Source organism: uncultured Methylovirgula sp. (assembly GCF_947646745.1).
Classification (GTDB): domain Bacteria; phylum Pseudomonadota; class Alphaproteobacteria; order Rhizobiales; family Beijerinckiaceae; genus Methylovirgula.
Map to the genome: position 1 here is coordinate 72484 of NZ_CANSHK010000004.1, position 16965 is coordinate 89448.

The 16965-nt window shown below is 63.7% G+C and carries 19 protein-coding genes; 10 read left to right on the top strand and 9 right to left on the bottom strand.

Going from position 1 to position 16965, the window contains the following annotated elements:
* Positions 1-66: 66 nt before the first annotated feature.
* Positions 67-1260: a GNAT family N-acetyltransferase gene (locus Q0025_RS02125; protein ID WP_297295550.1), complete on the top strand. Its 1194-nt coding sequence runs from the start codon at positions 67-69 to the stop codon at positions 1258-1260.
* A gap of 22 nt (positions 1261-1282) precedes the next feature.
* On the opposite strand, the gene purH is transcribed toward Q0025_RS02125, so the two are convergent.
* The 3 genes from purH to dapF all read right to left on the bottom strand — a co-directional run bounded on the left by purH (position 1283) and on the right by dapF (position 5092).
* On the bottom strand, positions 1283-2875 hold the full coding sequence (gene purH, locus Q0025_RS02130) for a bifunctional phosphoribosylaminoimidazolecarboxamide formyltransferase/IMP cyclohydrolase (RefSeq protein ID WP_297295552.1): 1593 nt from the start codon (positions 2873-2875) through the stop codon (positions 1283-1285).
* 67 nt (positions 2876-2942) lie between these two features.
* Positions 2943-4226: a tRNA (N(6)-L-threonylcarbamoyladenosine(37)-C(2))-methylthiotransferase MtaB gene (gene mtaB / locus Q0025_RS02135; RefSeq protein ID WP_297295554.1), complete on the bottom strand. Its 1284-nt coding sequence runs from the start codon at positions 4224-4226 to the stop codon at positions 2943-2945.
* Complete coding sequence (gene dapF / locus Q0025_RS02140) at positions 4223-5092, bottom strand: diaminopimelate epimerase (RefSeq protein WP_297295556.1); 870 nt, start codon at positions 5090-5092, stop codon at positions 4223-4225. Before dapF ends, mtaB begins: the two co-directional genes overlap by 4 nt.
* 101 nt (positions 5093-5193) lie before the next feature.
* Between dapF and Q0025_RS02145 the strand changes: the two genes are divergently transcribed.
* Genes Q0025_RS02145 through Q0025_RS02155 form a run of 3 tightly spaced genes read left to right on the top strand, consistent with a single transcriptional unit; the run spans position 5194 to position 6799 of the window.
* A complete protein-coding gene (locus Q0025_RS02145) occupies positions 5194-5946 on the top strand; it encodes a GyrI-like domain-containing protein (RefSeq protein ID WP_297295558.1) in 753 nt (250 codons plus the stop codon).
* A 17-nt stretch (positions 5947-5963) separates the two neighbouring features.
* A complete protein-coding gene (locus Q0025_RS02150) occupies positions 5964-6125 on the top strand; it encodes a hypothetical protein (RefSeq protein WP_297295560.1) in 162 nt (53 codons plus the stop codon).
* On the top strand, positions 6122-6799 hold the full coding sequence (locus Q0025_RS02155) for a methyltransferase domain-containing protein (protein WP_297295562.1): 678 nt from the start codon (positions 6122-6124) through the stop codon (positions 6797-6799). The genes Q0025_RS02150 and Q0025_RS02155 overlap by 4 nt, the downstream gene beginning before the upstream one ends.
* A gap of 3 nt (positions 6800-6802) precedes the next feature.
* On the opposite strand, the gene argE is transcribed toward Q0025_RS02155, so the two are convergent.
* Both argE and apaG read right to left on the bottom strand, forming a co-directional pair.
* Positions 6803-7984, bottom strand: a complete 1182-nt coding sequence (gene argE / locus Q0025_RS02160; RefSeq protein ID WP_297295564.1) for an acetylornithine deacetylase — start codon at positions 7982-7984, stop codon at positions 6803-6805.
* A gap of 74 nt (positions 7985-8058) precedes the next feature.
* Entirely contained in the window at positions 8059-8451 is a 393-nt protein-coding gene (gene apaG / locus Q0025_RS02165) for a Co2+/Mg2+ efflux protein ApaG (RefSeq protein ID WP_297295621.1), read from the bottom strand.
* A gap of 120 nt (positions 8452-8571) precedes the next feature.
* Between apaG and Q0025_RS02170 the strand changes: the two genes are divergently transcribed.
* The 5 genes from Q0025_RS02170 (at position 8572) to tolB (ending at position 13046) form a co-directional block, all read left to right on the top strand.
* Positions 8572-8997, top strand: a complete 426-nt coding sequence (locus Q0025_RS02170; RefSeq protein ID WP_297295566.1) for a YbgC/FadM family acyl-CoA thioesterase — start codon at positions 8572-8574, stop codon at positions 8995-8997.
* A 326-nt stretch (positions 8998-9323) separates the two neighbouring features.
* Positions 9324-10055: a protein TolQ gene (gene tolQ, locus Q0025_RS02175; RefSeq protein WP_297295568.1), complete on the top strand. Its 732-nt coding sequence runs from the start codon at positions 9324-9326 to the stop codon at positions 10053-10055.
* Positions 10056-10101: 46 nt separating this feature from the next.
* Positions 10102-10548 (top strand): biopolymer transporter ExbD, encoded by a 447-nt coding sequence (locus Q0025_RS02180; protein WP_297295570.1) that lies wholly within the window; start codon positions 10102-10104, stop codon positions 10546-10548.
* Entirely contained in the window at positions 10545-11636 is a 1092-nt protein-coding gene (locus Q0025_RS02185; RefSeq protein ID WP_297295572.1) for a cell envelope biogenesis protein TolA, read from the top strand. Before Q0025_RS02180 ends, Q0025_RS02185 begins: the two co-directional genes overlap by 4 nt.
* A 96-nt stretch (positions 11637-11732) precedes the next feature.
* Positions 11733-13046, top strand: coding sequence for a Tol-Pal system beta propeller repeat protein TolB (gene tolB / locus Q0025_RS02190; RefSeq protein ID WP_297295574.1), 1314 nt, complete (start codon positions 11733-11735; stop codon positions 13044-13046).
* Between the two features lie 67 nt (positions 13047-13113).
* Here tolB and leuB read toward each other — a convergent pair whose 3' ends face one another.
* The 3 genes from leuB to Q0025_RS02205 all read right to left on the bottom strand — a co-directional run bounded on the left by leuB (position 13114) and on the right by Q0025_RS02205 (position 16387).
* Positions 13114-14223 (bottom strand): 3-isopropylmalate dehydrogenase, encoded by a 1110-nt coding sequence (gene leuB, locus Q0025_RS02195; RefSeq protein WP_297295576.1) that lies wholly within the window; start codon positions 14221-14223, stop codon positions 13114-13116.
* A gap of 101 nt (positions 14224-14324) precedes the next feature.
* On the bottom strand, positions 14325-15005 hold the full coding sequence (locus Q0025_RS02200; protein ID WP_297295578.1) for a response regulator transcription factor: 681 nt from the start codon (positions 15003-15005) through the stop codon (positions 14325-14327).
* Complete coding sequence (locus Q0025_RS02205) at positions 15002-16387, bottom strand: ATP-binding protein (RefSeq protein WP_297295580.1); 1386 nt, start codon at positions 16385-16387, stop codon at positions 15002-15004. Before Q0025_RS02205 ends, Q0025_RS02200 begins: the two co-directional genes overlap by 4 nt.
* Here Q0025_RS02205 and Q0025_RS02210 point away from each other — a divergent pair.
* Positions 16386-16565, top strand: a complete 180-nt coding sequence (locus tag Q0025_RS02210; protein ID WP_297295582.1) for a hypothetical protein — start codon at positions 16386-16388, stop codon at positions 16563-16565. The two genes, Q0025_RS02205 and Q0025_RS02210, sit on opposite strands and share 2 nt — an antisense overlap.
* A gap of 38 nt (positions 16566-16603) precedes the next feature.
* Here Q0025_RS02210 and Q0025_RS02215 read toward each other — a convergent pair whose 3' ends face one another.
* Positions 16604-16900 (bottom strand): hypothetical protein, encoded by a 297-nt coding sequence (locus Q0025_RS02215; RefSeq protein WP_297295584.1) that lies wholly within the window; start codon positions 16898-16900, stop codon positions 16604-16606.
* Positions 16901-16965 lie beyond the last annotated feature (65 nt).

The window sequence follows — 16965 nt, forward strand, 5'->3', positions numbered from 1 at the left end:
CCTGTTTGATTCAGACCGCAATGCGTGCAAAGAGAGCGGCGCTCAGCCAGCCAATCTCGATTTCCGATGAAATCGCAAGCGGTCAGCGGTCGATCCTTTGCCGTCGTTGAAGTCAGCCGCGAGCCCGCGGCCGTGCTTGCTGTTTGGGAAGAGCTCGAGGCCATAGCGCCGGTCTCGATCTACCAGACGCGCGCCTTTCTCATCCCATGGCTCGAGACTTTGGGCGCGGCGCGGAAAATTGCGCCTCTATTCATTGCGGCGAAAAATCATGACGGCGCCCCCGTCATGCTTCTCTGTCTCGGCATCAGGGCCGTGGGGCCGTTGCGGATCGCCAGTTTCCTCGGCGATAAAGCCGCGAATTTCGACATGCCGCTATGGCGCCAGGATGTGGCCTGGACGCGCAAGGACCTCGAAGCCCTGCTGCACCATGCCGTTTCTCTGCTCGGCCCCGCCGCGCCCGACGTTTTCGCATTGCGCGAACAGCCGCTCGAATGGCGGGGTATTCGCAATCCCATCGCACTCTTGCCGCACCAGCCGAGCCCCAATGTCGTGCCGGCGGCAAAATTGGAGGCGGACAGCAAAAGATATTTTGCGTCGCGATTGTCTTCCAATGCGCGGCGGAAGTTGCGTCAGCACGAGGCACGGTTGACGCACTTGCTGGGCCGCGTCGCATTGATCAGGAACGATACGGCAGCCCGCGCCGATGCCATTCTCGGTGCTTTTTTTGCGCAGCGCACGGTCCGTTTTCGCCAACAAGGCATCAACGCGGATTATTCCGATCCGGCCATGCAAGCCTTTTGGACGCGGCTCGCACGCCCCTCGTCAACGCCCGCTGCACTCGAATTCTATGGGCTCAGCGCCGGCGGCACGATCATCGCGACCGCTGCCGGGGCGACGCACGGCGGCCATTTCAGCGGCGCAGTGAATTCGATCGATACGCGACCGGAAATCGCGCGCCTCAGCCCCGGCACGCTGCTTTTCAACAAGCTGATTGCCCTCCAATGCGAAAAGAAGGTTGAAGGGTTCGACGGCGGCCCGGGCGAAGCGCTTTACAAAATGCGCTATTGCGATCAGGTGATCGGTCTTTTCGATGTTTTCGTGCCGGTGCGCTTCAAGGGTCGCGTCTTCGCGTCTCTGCGCGCTTCAAGCTTGCGATTGAAACGCGCGATCAAGAAAAATCGGCGTCTCTTCGAATCGATCCGCTCGATAAAGCGCAGGCTCCATGCCCGGCGTTTTGGCGCCGAGATGATCGAAGATTGATCGAAGAGAACACCCCTTCCCGCTAATGCCGGAAGTGCCGCGCCCCGGTGAAGATCATGGCGAGGCCCGCCGCGTCCGCGGCATCGATGACGTCGCTGTCGCGCAACGAGCCGCCGGGCTGGATCACCGCCGTCGCGCCCGCGGCCGCGGCGGCGAGCAAGCCGTCGGCAAAAGGAAAGAAGGCGTCCGAGGCGACGACCGCGCCCTTGGCCAAGCTTTCCGGAAGACCGGCGGCTTTCGCCGCCTCGGCGGCTTTCTGGGCGGCGATGCGCGAGGAATCGACCCGGCTCATCTGCCCGGCGCCGATGCCCACTGTCGCGCCGCCCTTGGCATAGACGATCGCGTTCGATTTGACGTGTTTGGCGACGCGGAAGGCGAATTTGAGATCGTCACGTTCGGCCTGCGTCGGGGCCCGCTTGGTGACGACCTGCAGATTCAAATCATCGACCAGCGCATTGTCGCGCCCCTGAACGAGGAAACCGCCGTTGACCGATCGGAAGGTCAATTCCTGCCGGCGCGGATCGGGCAGGCCGCCGGTGATTAGCAGTCGCAGATTGAGCTTGGTCGCGATGATCGCCCGCGCTTCTTCGCTCGCGTCCGGCGCGATGATCACCTCAGTGAAGATTTTGATGATCTCGCGCGCCGTCTCGGCGTCGAGCGGACGGTTCATCGCGATAATGCCGCCGAAGGCCGAGACCGGGTCGCTGCGCAAGGCAAGCCGATAAGCTTCCGCGAGGCTTGCTGCCTGGGCCGCGCCGCAGGGGTTGGCGTGTTTGATGATCGCCACCGCCGCGGTCGTGGCCGGATCGAATTCGCTGACGAGTTCGAGCGCCGCATCGGTATCGCCGACATTGTTGTAGGAGAGCTGCTTGCCCTGGATCTGTCGAGCGGTCGCAAGGCCGAAGCTCGGTTGCTCGTTGGCATAGAAGGCCGCCGCTTGGTGCGGGTTCTCGCCATAGCGCAGGGATTCAAGCTTGCGTCCGCCGAAGGCGCGATAATCGGGTGCCGTCTCGCCGATCTGCGCGGCCAGCCAATTGGAAATGCCGGCGTCGTAGACGGCGGTGCGGGCAAAGGCCTTCTGCGCCAGAGCGCGGCGGAAGGCGAGGCTCGTCTTGCCGCCACGCGCGTCGAGTTCGGCAAGAAGCCGCGGATAATCGGCGATATCGACGATCACGCTGACGGCATCGAAATTCTTCGACGCGGCGCGGATCATGGCCGGACCGCCAATGTCGATATTCTCGACACATTCGTCGAAGCCCGCGCCCTTCGCGACCGTCGCCTCAAACGGATAGAGGTTGACGACGAGCAGATCGATCGGCGCGATGCCATGCGCCAGCATCGCCGCCTCATGCTCGGGGTTCTCGCGGATCGCGAGCAGGCCGCCATGCACTTTCGGATGCAGGGTTTTCACCCGGCCGTCCATCATTTCCGGAAAGCCGGTGAGCTCCGAGACGTCGCGCGCGGCGATGCCCGCGGCGACAAGCGCTTTGTGTGTCCCGCCGGTCGAGACGATCTCGATGCTGCGCCCGGCAAGCGCCGTGGCAAATTCGACGAGACCGGATTTGTCGGAGACGGAAATCAGGGCGCGGGCAATGGGATGAAGTTTTTCAGACATCGAGCCTTCTCAAATCGTGCGCCGCGGCTTTAGCACGTCCGCGCAAGGTGCGGCAGGCGGCTTCTCGTCATGCCATCTCGGCAATTCGGCCAGCCGCGACAAAGGGCTGCGCGGTCAGCATCGTTCCGTCATGGCCGGTGACGATGACCTCGGCCAATCGTCCCGCCGGAACGCCGCCGACGCGCGCTTTGGTAAAATCCGCCGCCCGCGCGGTGCCGCCGCGCTCGGTCAGCACGGTCAGGCTCCGGCCGATCTGCGCGTCGAGATGGCGCTTGAGCGCGGCCGCGCCCGCGTGCCGCAAGAGCTTCGCCCGCGCGGCAATCACATCCGCCGGAAGCTGCGGCATCCGCGCGGCCGGCGTGCCGGGCCGCGGCGAGAACGGAAAGACATGCAGATGCGTCAGCCCGCAATCGGCGACGAGCGCCAGGGTCTCGGCGAACATCGCTTCGGTCTCGGTCGGAAAACCGGCGATGAGATCGGCGCCGAAGACGACGTCCGGGCGCACTTTGCGGATCTCGGCGCAAAAGCGCACCGCGTCGGCGCGGCTGTGGCGGCGCTTCATCCGCTTGAGGATCATGTCGCTGCCGGCCTGCAAGGAAAGATGCAAATGCGGCATCAGCCGCGGCTCGGTCGCGATCGCATCGAGGAGGTCCTCGTCCGCCTCGATGCAGTCGATCGAGGAGAGCCGCAGCCGCGCCAGGCTGGGAGCGGCTTGCAAAATTGCCTTCGCCAGCCGGCCGAGGCCGGGCCTACCGTCGCTGTCGCGGCCATAGGCGGTGAGATCGACGCCGGTCAGCACGATCTCCTGAAAACCCTGCGCAACGCAGTTTTGCACCGCGGCGATGACCGCGTCGGCGGGAGTCGAGCGCGACGCGCCGCGGCCATAGGGAATGAGGCAGAAGGTGCAGCGATGATCGCAGCCGGTCTGAATCGCGAGGAAGGCGCGGGTGTGATCCTCGACGCCGCCGAGTGCGGGTGGCGGCGCGCTGGCAGCGAAAATATCGCCGACATCGACGCGCAGACCTCGGTCCGGCGCAAAAGCTTCGGCCGTCAGCTTCTCTGCATTGCCGAGAAGCCTAGCGACTTCGGGCATGGCGGCAAAATGCTGGGGCGCGGTCTGCACGGCGCAGCCGGTGACGATGATCTCGCAGTCCGGCGATTGCCGCTTGAGCCGGCGGATCGTCTGGCGTGCCTGGCGCGCCGCCTCGGCCGTGACGGCGCAGGTGTTGACGATGATAAGCTTGTCGCGGCCCGCGGCCTCGGCCGCGCGGCGCATCGCCTCGCCCTCCACGAGATTGAGCCGGCAGCCGAAATTGACGATTTCGATCTTGGAACGGGGCGCCGCGCTCACGCCGTCGCTTCCTCGAAAAGAAGCGGCTCGAGCACGGTCTCGAATTCCCATTCGACCGGGCCGGCGAGCACGACTTGATCGTCGCTCTCGCGCCAGCTGACCGTCAAGTCGCCGCCCGGCAGGCTGACGATCGCGCTGCGGCCGGTCAGGCCTTGGCGCGCCGCCGCGACCAGCACGGCACAGGCGGCGGAGCCGCAGGCATAGGTCAGGCCTGCGCCGCGCTCCCAGACGGACACGACGATGTGATCGCGGTCGAGCACGCGGGCGAACGAGATATTGGCGCGTTCCGGGAACAGCGGATCGCGCTCCAGTCTCGGGCCGAGCATGGAAAGATCATAGGCGTCGAGATCTTTGACGAAGAAAACCGCGTGCGGATTGCCCATATTCACGGCCGCCGCCGATAGCGGCGCGCCGGCGGGTCCGATCGGGAAGGGGATTGCCGCCGTATCGGCCACAGGCTGCGCGAGCGGGATCGCCTGCCAGCCGAATTTGGGCGGGCCCATCTCGACGGAAAAGCGCCGCGCGCCTTCGCGCCGGCATTCCAGGATTCCATTCTGCGTCTCGACCCGCAGCGAGTCGCGGGCTTCGTCGTCGTGCAGCAGATACCAGGCGACGCAGCGGGTGCCGTTGCCGCAGGCGCCCGCCTCGCTGCCGTCGCGATTGTAGATGCGGACATAGGCCTCGGTGCCGGACGAAACCGGGGCATGCAGAACCATCAGCTGGTCGAAGCAAAGCTCCGGCGCCTGGGCGATGGCGCGCACCGTTTGCGCGTCCAATTCGTAGTTCGAATCGCGCAGATCGAGGATGACGATCGCGTTGCCGAGGCCGTTCATCTTGATCGCGGGCCTGCCCGCCAGGGGATGCATTGGAAATCTCGCCACAAGTTTGCGCCTCATATAGGACAAAGCTGCCGGGGAGGCCAAGGATTGCCGGCGGTCATTGTACGGCAGCCGGATGGAGAAGGTGCATGAAAGGGCTTTGGGTTGGATGGCTGGCTGCGGCGCTGATGCTGGCCGGCCCAGGCTTCGCGCAGACGCCGGCCACGCCCGCAGCCCAGAGCCCCGCTCCAGCCGTCAAGGCGCCTGCCGCCGTCCCGCCGGCTTCGGACCAGCCGAAATCGCTGCCGCCGGCAACGGGTTTAAAGCCGGCGTCCTCCGCCCCCGCCGCGGCGCCGCCTCCGCCACCCGGGCCTCCGCCAGGCGTGCCCAGCCCCGGGCCGAACGAACCGGATCGGGGCGCGCCCGGCGTATCGAGCGAATCTTCGACGGTCATGCTCGACGTGCCGGCGCGCCCGGTGGCGCTGCTCGCCGCCACGGCCAAATGGGACGAAGCCTTCAAAGTCATTAAGGATACCGAGCAGCGGCTGAAGGCGGCGGTCGATAAAGCCGGTCTCAAAATCGCCGGCCATCCGGTCGCGATGTTCACCAAGGAAGACGACAAAGGCTTCACCTTTACTGCCATGCTGCCGCTGGCGCCCGGATCCAAGGCGGCCTTGAGCGATGGCGTCACGCTCGGCCAATCGCCGGCCGGCAAGGCCATCAAGTTCCAGCATCGCGGCGCTTACGACGACATCGATTCGACGTATGATCTCGTTACCGCTTATCTCGACGAAAAGAGCCTCGAAGCGCAGGATTTCTTCATCGAAGAATATCTGACCCCTTTGACCAGCGGCGAGGATCCTTATCTCGCTGTCGATATTTATGTATTCCTCAAGCCATGAGGCGTTGAGAGACGGCGATGCACGACCACGCAAATGACGGGCTCGATCATCCCCATATCGTCCTTGGCGCGGAACATGGCGCGAATGAAAGGCGCGTGCTCGCCGCCGGCGCGTTGATCATCGACGTGCCCGCAGCTGCATTGAGATTCGTCTCGGCTATCGATTGGCGCAGGCGATGAACTGGCGCAATTTATGGCGCGGCGATCGCGCAAGCCGGGCCGGCGAGCGCTTCCCCGCGGTTTATTACGAAGATATCGCCAAGGCGATCGCCGCGCAGATTCCGGCGCCCGCGGCGGTGATGCTCGACTATGGCTGCGGTTCGGCGCCGGCGGCCGCACTCGTCGCCGAACACTGTGCGACGCTTTATCTTTACGAACCTGCGCCGAAGATGCAGGCCGCCTTGCGGCAGCGCTATGCCGGCAATTCGAAGATCAAGGTTTTGAACGACGCGCAGGTGAAAGCGCTGCCGGACATGTCGCTCGACATGGTGCTGTTCAACGCCTTGTTTCAATATTTGACCCTGGCGCAATGCACGGAGGCGGTCGATTTCGCTGCGGTAAAATTGCGGCTCGGCGGTCGGCTCGTCGTCGCTGATGTCATTCCCCCGCACGCCGACCCGTTGAGCGATTCCTGGGCGCTGGTGGAATATGCCTATCGCGGCGGCTTTCTGCTGGCGGCCTTGCGCGGAGCGCTGTCGCGCCGCCGCCCCTTGCGAAGGCGGGCGCCGCTGACAACCTTCACGATCCCCGACATGCAGCGCTTGCTGGCGACGCACGGTTTCGAAACGCGCCGCGCCGACCGCAATATCGGTCACAACCAGATGCACATGACGTTTCTGGCGAAGCGCGTTTGAGGTTCAGCTTAATTCCGCCGCCAGCCGCCGCATGAAATCGACGCCCGCGGCCAATTGGTCGACCTCGATATATTCGTCGGGCTGATGCGCTTGGTCGATCGAACCGGGACCACAGATGACGGTCGGAATGCCGGCAGTCTGAAACTGTCCCGCCTCGCTGGCATAAGAGACGGTGATCGTGGCGTTGCGGCGCGCGAGTTTCAGCGCGAGGCTCTCCGCCGCGGAGCCCGGCTCCGGGTTGAGACTCGGCACCGGCTCGTGCGCCAGCGTCTCGACCCGCGCCCGCTTTGCCGGATCGGCCGCCTTCGCCGCGGCGATGCGGGCGATCTGCCCATTCATGTGCACGAGCGCGGTATCATAGGCGACGGCCGGGAGGCCGCGGAATTCCCACTCGAAAGCACACTCCTTGGCCAGGATGTTGCGCGCCGTGCCGCCGCGGATAATGCCGACATGAATGGACGAGTAAGGCGGGTCAAAGCGCCGGCTCGGATCGCCCTGCGTCTTGAGTTCATCGGCAAGGCCGTAGAGTTCGCCGATCAGCCCGCAGGCGACTTCGATCGCGCTGGTACCGAGATACGGCTTCGAGGAATGCGCCTCATGGCCATAGACCGTCGTGCGATAGGTCGTGATGCTCTTATGCGCGTCAGCGACTTGCATCAGCGAAGGTTCGCCGACGATTGCGATGCCGGGACGCGGCAGGTCGAGGCCGAAGCGCGCGATCGTATCGAGCGGGCCGCGGCAGCCGATCTCTTCGTCGTAGCTCAAAAGGATGTGGATCGGCCGCTTGAGGCCGGCGCGCTGAAACTCCGGGATCATCGCCAGGCAGAGCGCATCGAACCCCTTCATATCGCAGGCGCCACGCGCATAGACGCGGTTCTCGTCGCGGCGCAGCGTGAACGGATCGGAGGTCCAGGCCTGGCCCGTGACCGGCACCACGTCGGTATGGCCCGAGAGCAGAATACCGCCGTCGATCTTCGGGCCGATGGTCGCAAACAACGCCGCTTTGTCGCCGGCTGCATTGGGTACTTTGACGTAATCGACGCCCTGAGCTTTGAGATAGGCCTCGACATCGGCGATCAGCGGCAGGTTGGACTTGGCGCTTTCGGTGTCGAATGCCACCAGCCGCGCCAGCATCTCGAGCGTCGCAGCGAGCCGGTCCGTCGAATCGATCCGCCGATCTAGCACTGTGTCTCCTCGCAAAAGATGGGGGCGCAACCGCGAGCGGCGCCGTCGCGTTCGAACCGACAGCCGTGCGACGATCAGTGCAATACGCGCGCCTCATAAGGCGAGTCGAGCGAGAAAACCGGGATTTCCGCCTCAAAAATCTCGCCGTTCTCGGCCACCATACGGTAGCTGCCGGTCATGATGCCAGACGGCGTCGTCAACGGGCAGCCGGACGTGTAACGGAAGCTCTCGCCGGGCTTCAACACCGGCTGTTCCCCGACGACGCCGGGGCCCTTTACTTCTTCAAGCCGACCGTTGGCGTCGGTGATTTTCCAGTGCCGTGCAGTCAATTGTACGGTATGGGCGCTTTGGTTGGCAATTTCGACAGTATAGGCCCAGAAGAACGTCGCTTGATCGGCGTCCGACCTTTCCGGGACGAACTCCGGTTCGACGGTGATCTGAATGTCTTGGGTGATGCTGCTATACATTGCTTGCGCCACCGGCCAGTTTGTTGAAAGACGGCTTTTCCTTACGCTACCATAAGTTTCTTCCAGCGCAAAAGAGCGTCCCTCGCGGCGGCCGGAATCCGCAAACCATGCCGGAAAGTCATGTCTGAAAATCTCCACATCCATCGCCTGCCGGTCCGCATCTATTACGAGGACACGGATTTCTCCGGCGTCGTCCAGCACGTCGCTTATCTGCGCTTTCTCGAACGCGGCCGCACCGAGTTTCTGCGCGCCTGCGGCATCGATCAATCGGCGCTTTTCGCCGGGACGGCGGCTCTCGCCTTTGCCGTGCGCCGGATCAGCGTCGATTACCGCAAGGCGGCCGCGATGGATGATCTTCTCAGCGTCGAGACCTGGGTCGTCCGGCTCGGCGGGGCGTCGATCGAAATGGGCCAGCAAATCCTGCGCGGTGCCGAGATTTTGGTCACGGCCGACGTCCGGGTTGCGGCCGTGGCTGGCGGCCGGGCGCAGCGTTTGCCGGTGGCGGTGGCGGCCAAATTGGCCGGCCCGGGCCGGCCGCAGGCATAGGATTTGCGAAAACCCGGGTCGGGGCCGGTTTTCGTAACCCATTCTTAACGTTGGTGGTGGCTCAAAGGAATGCGTCGCATTTTAGCGACACCAAGGCCGGGTAAGCCCAAGAAATGACCGAATTTGAGGTGAGGAAAAGATAAAGCGCTGGTCCGATCAAGAAGTTCCAAGCACCGAAGGTTTTTCGTACAGGCTTTTGAACTCTCCCTCGGACGCCTCTCGGAACGGCTGGCGCCACCGCGAAGGCGGCGCGGGTTTCGAGGTGCAACGGGAGGCGCACGGGGATTTCGGCCGTTTCGACCGCTGCTTTGCAAGGACCGCTGTAAATGAATCCTGCCGACATTGCCGCCTCTGGCGTTACCGCATCGGGGGCGGAAGTCACCCTCTGGAGCATGTTCCTTTCGGCGCATATCGTCGTGAAGATCGTCATGCTCGGTCTGCTCGGCGCCTCGATCTGGTGCTGGGCGATCATCATCAACAAGACGATGCTGTTCGCCAAAGTGCGGCGGGCGATGGACCGTTTCGAACAAGTCTTCTGGTCCGGCAATTCGCTCGAAGAGCTTTACGGCAACCTGTCCTCGCGGCCGACCACCGGCATGGCGACGCTCTTCGTCGCCGCCATGCACGAGTGGAAGCGCTCGGTGCAATCCTCGGCCAGTTCCTTCATGGGGCTGCAAACCCGCGTCGAAAAGGTTCTCGACGTCTCGATCGCGCGCGAAGTCGAAAAGCTCGAATCGCATCTTCTCGTTTTGGCGACGGTCGCCTCCGCCGGTCCCTTCGTCGGCCTGTTCGGCACGGTCTGGGGCATTATGACGTCGTTCCGCTCCATCGCGGCCTCGAAGAACACCTCGCTCGCCGTCGTGGCGCCGGGCATTGCCGAAGCGTTGTTCGCCACCGCCATCGGCCTTTTCGCGGCGATCCCGGCGCTCATCGCCTACAACAAACTGCAAGGCGATGTCGCCAAGATGCAGGCCCGGCTCGAAGGCTTCGCCGACGAGTTTTCGTCGATCCTGTCGCGGCAGATCGATCAGCACGGGACGCGCGACCGCGCGGCCTAATTTTCGCCTGCCGTGAGCGGCGGGCCGGCTGGAAGGAGAGCAATTCATGGGCATGTCACTCGCGCAAGGCGGAGGCGGCGGGCGGCGTCGCCGCGGCGTGCCGCGCTATAAGGCGATGGCTGACATCAACATGACGCCGTTCATCGACGTCATGCTCGTGCTGCTCATCATTTTCATGGTCGCGGCACCGCTGCTCGCAACCGGCGTGCCGATCGATCTGCCGCACACCAAGGCCTCGGCGCTGAACATCGATCAGAAGCCACTGTCGGTCGCGATCGACGACAAGGGCGCCATTTTCGTCATGGATCAGCCGGTGACGATGGATCAACTCGTCGACAAGCTGAAAGATGCCGCCAAGGACGGATTCGACGAGCGCATCTATGTGCGCGGTTCCGATCAGGTGAACTACGGCAAGATCGCCGCTGTCATGTCGCTGATTACGACCGCCGGCTACAAGAAAGTCGCTCTGGTCACGGAGCCGGACAAGAATTGAGCCAGTGGGCGGCGATGGATACATCGGGAAAACCCGGCTATATCGCTTCCGGTGCCGCGCACGTGGCGCTGCTCCTCGCCATGCTCCTCTCGTTTTCTCACAATCCGAAATTCGAGGACGTGCAGGAAACGGTGCCGGTCGATCTCGTCACCGATTCCGATGTCAATCAGATCATCAAGGGCGATAAAGCGGCGAAGAAGGTCCAGGACCTTCCGCATGTCGACAAGGTGGCGGCGACGGAGGAGCTTAAGCCGAAGCCGCCGATCGCCGATGCCAAACGCGACGTGCTGACCCCGCCGCCGCCTTTGAAGCATATCGACGATCCGGGCGATGCCGATAAGGCCGAGCCGCCGAAGCCGCCGGCCGAGGCTGCCGCGCCGCCGCCCGCACCCAAGACGCCGCCTTTGCCGCCCGTCGCCGACAAGCCACCGCCGGACATGGCGGCCGACGAGCCTTTGCCGCCGCCGCGGCCGAAGCCGCCGCCGACCAAAAAGCCGCCGCCCAAGGTTGAGGCAAAGAAGCCGCCGCAGTTGAAGCTCGATCAGATCGCCAAGCTGCTCGACGAGGACAAGCCGCCGAAGCCGACCAAATCGCACGAGCGCCACACCGCCAAGCCGAAGTCGGGCGACGACACGCATGATCCGCCGCGCCGCTTCAATGCCGACGATATCAGCCGGCTCCTGAACCACGATGCGCCGGAGCGGCGCGCCTCGACCGGCGCGCGATTGCAGCAATTGGCCTCGCTCGGCTCGCCGACGGCGAACGCGGCGCGTATGTCGCCGTCGCTTCAGGCGGCTATGGACGGCTGGTTCCAGGACAAGTTCCAGGGGTGCTGGACACAGCCCATCTCGCTGCCGCAAGGGCCGAAATATGTTCCGCAGATTCGCGTGCAATTGAATCTCGACGGCTCGTTGTCGGCCGATCCGATCCTGATGAATCCGCCGGACGATGCGGCCTGGCAGCCGCTCGCCGATAGTGCGATGCGTGCCGTGCGGACATGCGATCCGTTACAGGTTCCGGATCGGTTCAAGCCTTATTACGACACATGGCGCGACCGTGTCGTCCAGTTCCAGGATCAGGAGATGTAAGCTTGGCTAAAAAGATTCAGCTGCGCCGCGCTTAATTTCGCGGCATTGCCGCAATTGCGATCTATCCTGCCGCGCAAAACCCTCCGGATTTCTTTCATGCCCTTATCGATCTCCCGCCGAACTGCCTCCGGCCTGATTCTCGGCGCCGCGTCGAGCCTCGCCGTGCCGCGCAGCGCGTTCAGCCAAAGCAGTACGCTCAACGTCTATGGCGGCGGCTTCAAACCGGTCCCGATTGCCGTGACGCAATTTGCCGGCGATGCGGGAGCGAATATCTCCTCGATCATCAATCATAATTTCAGCCGCGCGGTGTTTCTCGCGCCGATCGATCCCGGCCGGTTTCCGCAGCAGATCAGCAATCCCGATCAAGCGCCGCAATTCGACGCCTGGAAGGGGGTCAATGCACAGTTCATCGTCACCGGCCGCAGCGTCACCGGCGGCGACGGCCGGCTGCAGACGGCGTTCCGGCTGTGGGACGTCAACACCGGCACGCAGATCGCCGGCCAGGAATACGTGACCGATCCCAACAATGCGCGTCGCGTCGCGCATATCATTTCCGATGCCGTCTTCTCGCGGATCACCGGCGAGAAGGGTTGCTTCGATACGCGCGTTGTCTTCGTCGACGAGACGGGGCCCGCGGAAAACCGCCGCAAGCGCCTGGCGATCATGGACCAGGACGGCGCCAATGTGCGCTATCTGACAAGCGGGCAGGACCTTGTCGTCACGCCGCGCTTTTCGCCCTCGTCGCAGGACGTTACCTATATGGCCTTCGGCAGCGGCGATCCGAAAGTCCTGTTGCTCAATATCGAAACCGGCCAGCGCGAGGTCGTCGGCAATTTCCCCGGCATGGAATTCGCGCCGCGCTTCTCCCCCGACGGCCAACGCATCGTCATGTCGCTCGAAGACAACGGCGTTTCCAACCTTTACGAGATGGATATCCGCTCGCGCGCGACGACGCGGCTGTCGAATTCCTCCGCCATCGATACGTCGCCGTCGTTCTCGCCCGACGGTTCGCAGATCGTCTTCGAGTCCGACCGCGGCGGCAACCAGCAGCTCTATATCATGCCGGCCTCGGGCGGCGATGCGCAGCGCATCTCCTATGGCGATGGGCGCTATTCGACGCCGGTCTGGTCGCCGAAGGGCGATTACATCGCCTTCACCAAGCAGAAGCCGAGCACCTTTGCGATCGGGGTGATGAAGCCGGACGGGTCCGGCGAGCGCATCCTGACCGAAGGCTTCCACAACGAAGGCCCGACCTGGGCGCCGAACGGCCTGTTCCTGATGTTCTTCCGCGACCCGGGCGGCGAATCCGGGCCGCACATCTACATGATCGACGTCTTCGGCCGCGCCGAGTTCCCGGTGCCGACACCGGCCTATGCATCGGATCCGGCCTGGGGGCCGTTGCTGGGCTAGCAGGTGGCCTCATCCGGGGCCGCGCGCAGTCCGGAACGAAGCCCGGACTGCGCGTTCGCGATACCGGTTAGAGCGTCGCCTTCAATTCCGCCAGGATCGCGTCGCCCATTTCGGCGGTCGAGATCGACTTCGCCGCATTGCCCTTGATGTCGGCGGTGCGGAAGCCCTTGTCGAGGACGCCGGCGATCGCCGCCTCGACCTTGTCGGCAAGATCGGTCAGGCCGAACGAATAGCGCAGCGCCATGCCGAAGGAGCCGATCATGGCGATCGGATTGGCAAGGCCCTTGCCGGCAATGTCCGGCGCCGAGCCATGCACCGGCTCGTAGAGCGCCTTGCGATGGCCGGTCTTCTCATCCACCGCGCCGAGCGAGGCGGACGGCAACATGCCGAGCGAGCCGGTCAGCATGGCTGCGACATCCGACAGCATGTCGCCGAAGAGATTGTCGGTGACGATCACGTCGAATTGCTTCGGCCGGCGGACAAGCTGCATGCCGAGCGCGTCGGCGAGCTGATGCTCCAATTCGACATCCGGAAATTCACGCTTGTGCAGGTCGATGATGATCTCGCGCCAGAGGACGCCCGATTTCATCACATTGTGCTTCTCGGAGGATGTCACCTTATTGCGGCGCTTGCGCGCGAGCTCGAAGGCAATACGGCCGATCCGCTCGATCTCGTAAGTGTCATAGACTTGCGTGTCGATGGCGCGCTTCTGGCCGTTGCCGAGATCGATGATTTCCTTCGGCGCGCCGAAATAGACGCCGCCGGTCAATTCGCGGACGATCAGCAGATCGAGGCCATCGACCAATTCGCGCTTCAGCGACGAGGCGTCGGCAAGCGCCGGGTAGCAGATCGCCGGGCGCAGATTGGCATAGAGGTTGAAGTCCTTGCGCAGCCGCAAAAGACCGGCCTCGGGGCGCACATCGTAGGCCACCTTGTCCCACTTCGGGCCGCCGACGGCGGCGAGCAGAATGGCGTCGGCGGCGCCGGCGCGGGCCATGTCCGCCTCGCTGATCGCCACGCCATGCGCGTCATAGGCCGCGCCGCCGACGAGACCGCGCTCGATCTCGAAATGCGCGACGCCCTGTTTGGCGAGAAAATGGGCGATCTTTTCGACCTCGGCCATCACCTCGGGACCGATGCCGTCGCCCGGCAAAACGAAAAGCTTGTACGTCGACATTTTTGCTCCTATTTTCGGCGGCGGTTTAAGCAGGTTGCGGGGGATGGGGCAAGGTGCCCCGGCGTCGATCCGCTCTGCGCGCCGAGCGCATCGGCAGCCGTTTAGCCGTCGGTTTCGGGTCCCGGGGGCGGCGCGTCGTGAAGCTGCAGAAGGCTGGCGATCCTGATGATGTCGGCCAGGGTGTAGGCGCCGATCTTCTTCATCAATCGGCCACGGTGGATTTTGACGGTGATTTCGCTCAAGCCGAGCTGCGCGGCGATCTGCTTGTTGAGCAGGCCTTTCGCCAGGAGCACCATGATATCGCGTTCGCGCGGCGTCAGTGTCTCGAATTGTTCGCGGGACGCCGCGATGGCCTTCTCGTTTTCGCGCCGGCGGCGGTCCTGCGCCATCGCTTCCGTAACCGCATCGAGCATGTCCTGATCGCGAAACGGCTTGGTCAGGAAATCGACGGCGCCGGCCTTCATCGCCCGCACCGACATCGGAATATCGCCGTGGCCCGTCATGAAGACGATCGGAACCGGAACCGCCGTCTTCGCCAGATGGGTCTGGAAATCGAGACCGCTCAGTCCCGGCAGCCGGACGTCGAGAACGAGACAGCACGGCGTCGCCGGAACGTCGCTCGCCGTGAATTCAATGGCCGATGCGAAAGTCCGCGTCTTGAGGCCGACGGAACGAAACAAGCTGTCGAGCGCTTCGCGCACTGAAACGTCGTCGTCGACGATGAGCACGGTGCCGCTTTCCGACGGGCCCGAATCGGCCTGCTGCGTCGGACGCGCGCTCATTGATATTGGCTCTCATACGCCGGAAGCGCGAATTGAAACGTGCTTCCCGCATTCACGTTGCGCGACGGCCAGATGCGGCCGCCATGCGCTTCGATGATCGAGCGGCAGATCGAAAGGCCCATGCCTATTCCGTCCGATTTGGTCGTAAAGAACGGATTGAAAAGCTGCGCTTCCACATTGGCAATGCCGCAGCCGGAATCGATGATCGCGACCAGCACTTCGGTGCCGTCTTCTTGCACCGCCGTCCGGACTTCGAGATCGCGCCCCTGACGCGGCGTCGCCTGCATCGCTTGCATCGCATTGATCAGGAGATTGATCAAAACCTGCTGCAATTGCACGCGATCGGCCTTCACGGCGGGCAGGTGCCGCGCGAGCCCGACCTTGAGCGTCACGTCCTGGGCTTTCATTTCCCGCCGCAGAAGCGCAAGCGTATCCGCGACGAGATCGTTGATCTGCAACGGCAGCCGCTGGGGTTCGCCCTTTCGCGAAAGCCCGCGCAGCCGCTCGACGACATCGCCCGCGCGCCGGCCGTCGCGAACGATGCGCTTCAATGTCTCGCGGATTTCATCGATCGCCAATTCATCGCGATCGAGCCAGCGCAGGCACGCCTCGCTATTGGTGACGATGCCGGTGAGCGGCTGATTGACTTCATGCGCAATCGTCGTCGTCAATTCGCCCAGCGTCGCAACCCGCGCGACATGCGCCAATTCCGCCTGCGCCTGGGCCAGATGATCCTGCACCTGCTTGGCCGCGGTCATATCGGTATCTGTCTCGAGAATCGCGGCCGGCGCGCCGTTGGCGTCTTTCTGCAGCGACCAGCGGCTCGCGACGATGACGCGCGTTCCATCCTTCCGGGTCTGAATCAATTCGCCTTCCCAACGGCCCGTGCGCATTAATTCGGCGAAGACGTCTTCGCGCGCCATTGGGAATTCGGTGCCAACCGTCTCGAGCGAAAATCGGCCGATCGTTTCGGCGCTGCGCCAGCCGTAGAGCTCTTCCGCGCCGCGGTTCCAATAGGCGATGCGATCCGCCATGTCGCGGACAAAAATGGCATCGTGACTGAGATCGAGCAGATGCGCTTGATTTTGCAAGCGCTCGGCGGCGCTCTGCATCCGCAGGACGAGAAAGGTCGTGATAAGGATCGCGAGCAGCGCCACGCCCGAGCGCCAGACCGAATCCGCCGCATAATGCGGCCCGTCGGAAATCAGAAAGCTCAACACGGTCAGCGCGGCGCAGCCCAAGGCAATGGCGAATACGCCTCTGCGGCTGCTGAAATTGACCGAGATAAGAATCACGATGACGTAAAGAACCGCGATGGCGATCCGGTTGTTCGAGAATGTGTGGAGCGCGAAAATTGCAAGCGTGCAGAGAGCGGCAAGCATGAAGAAAAACGCCGTGCGCCAATGGACCGCCCGCGACGGCAGCCCAGGTTGCAAAAATCGCGGCGTGGCGGGCGGGGTCTTCGTCATTCGTCTAAAAGCAGGCCGCGGCGCTGCGGCGCTCGTTCAGCGCGATGGACAGGTCTTCGCTTCCCAATCTAAGCCGCCGATCCGCAAATGAAAGGGCAAGGCCGTCTGGCCCCGCCCGTTTTCATCGTCCTAATTCGCGTAGAAGCCATAATAGTCGTGGGCGCCCCGATCATTGCGCTGCGGCCGCACGCCCCAGCGCCGGTCGGCGTCCGCTTCGCATTCGACGCCGCAGGGCACGCCATTGATGTCGCGAACGAAGTTGCTGAGCGACGGATAGGATCCGTCGGGATTTTGATAGATGCTGTACCGCGTCCCGGGCGCGCCCCGCGCAGCCGACCCGTCGGTCGTGAAAGATGCAGCATAAGAATTTGCGGCATGGATGAAAAAGAACATCGATGCCGCGGCAAGAAGCTTGAAAGCCTTCATCGTTCCTAGCCTCGATTGGAGGGAGAACCGCCTCCGCACCCGTGCGCAGGCGGGGGTTCTTCGGC

What these genes read in the sequence shown, in the direction of transcription:
- Q0025_RS02125 (WP_297295550.1), top strand. Translation starts at nt 67, where the DNA reads ATGAAATCGCAAGCGGTCAGCGGTCGATCCTTTGCCGTCGTTGAAGTC.
- purH (WP_297295552.1), bottom strand. Translation starts at nt 2,875, where the DNA reads ATGTCTGAAAAACTTCATCCCATTGCCCGCGCCCTGATTTCCGTCTCC.
- dapF (WP_297295556.1), bottom strand. Translation starts at nt 5,092, where the DNA reads ATGCATCCCCTGGCGGGCAGGCCCGCGATCAAGATGAACGGCCTCGGC.
- Q0025_RS02145 (WP_297295558.1), top strand. Translation starts at nt 5,194, where the DNA reads ATGAAAGGGCTTTGGGTTGGATGGCTGGCTGCGGCGCTGATGCTGGCC.
- Q0025_RS02150 (WP_297295560.1), top strand. Translation starts at nt 5,964, where the DNA reads ATGCACGACCACGCAAATGACGGGCTCGATCATCCCCATATCGTCCTT.
- Q0025_RS02155 (WP_297295562.1), top strand. Translation starts at nt 6,122, where the DNA reads ATGAACTGGCGCAATTTATGGCGCGGCGATCGCGCAAGCCGGGCCGGC.
- apaG (WP_297295621.1), bottom strand. Translation starts at nt 8,451, where the DNA reads ATGTATAGCAGCATCACCCAAGACATTCAGATCACCGTCGAACCGGAG.
- Q0025_RS02170 (WP_297295566.1), top strand. Translation starts at nt 8,572, where the DNA reads ATGTCTGAAAATCTCCACATCCATCGCCTGCCGGTCCGCATCTATTAC.
- tolQ (WP_297295568.1), top strand. Translation starts at nt 9,324, where the DNA reads ATGAATCCTGCCGACATTGCCGCCTCTGGCGTTACCGCATCGGGGGCG.
- Q0025_RS02180 (WP_297295570.1), top strand. Translation starts at nt 10,102, where the DNA reads ATGGGCATGTCACTCGCGCAAGGCGGAGGCGGCGGGCGGCGTCGCCGC.
- tolB (WP_297295574.1), top strand. Translation starts at nt 11,733, where the DNA reads ATGCCCTTATCGATCTCCCGCCGAACTGCCTCCGGCCTGATTCTCGGC.
- leuB (WP_297295576.1), bottom strand. Translation starts at nt 14,223, where the DNA reads ATGTCGACGTACAAGCTTTTCGTTTTGCCGGGCGACGGCATCGGTCCC.
- Q0025_RS02200 (WP_297295578.1), bottom strand. Translation starts at nt 15,005, where the DNA reads ATGAGCGCGCGTCCGACGCAGCAGGCCGATTCGGGCCCGTCGGAAAGC.
- Q0025_RS02210 (WP_297295582.1), top strand. Translation starts at nt 16,386, where the DNA reads ATGAAGAAAAACGCCGTGCGCCAATGGACCGCCCGCGACGGCAGCCCA.
- Q0025_RS02205 (WP_297295580.1), bottom strand. Translation starts at nt 16,387, where the DNA reads ATGCTTGCCGCTCTCTGCACGCTTGCAATTTTCGCGCTCCACACATTC.
- Q0025_RS02215 (WP_297295584.1), bottom strand. Translation starts at nt 16,900, where the DNA reads ATGAAGGCTTTCAAGCTTCTTGCCGCGGCATCGATGTTCTTTTTCATC.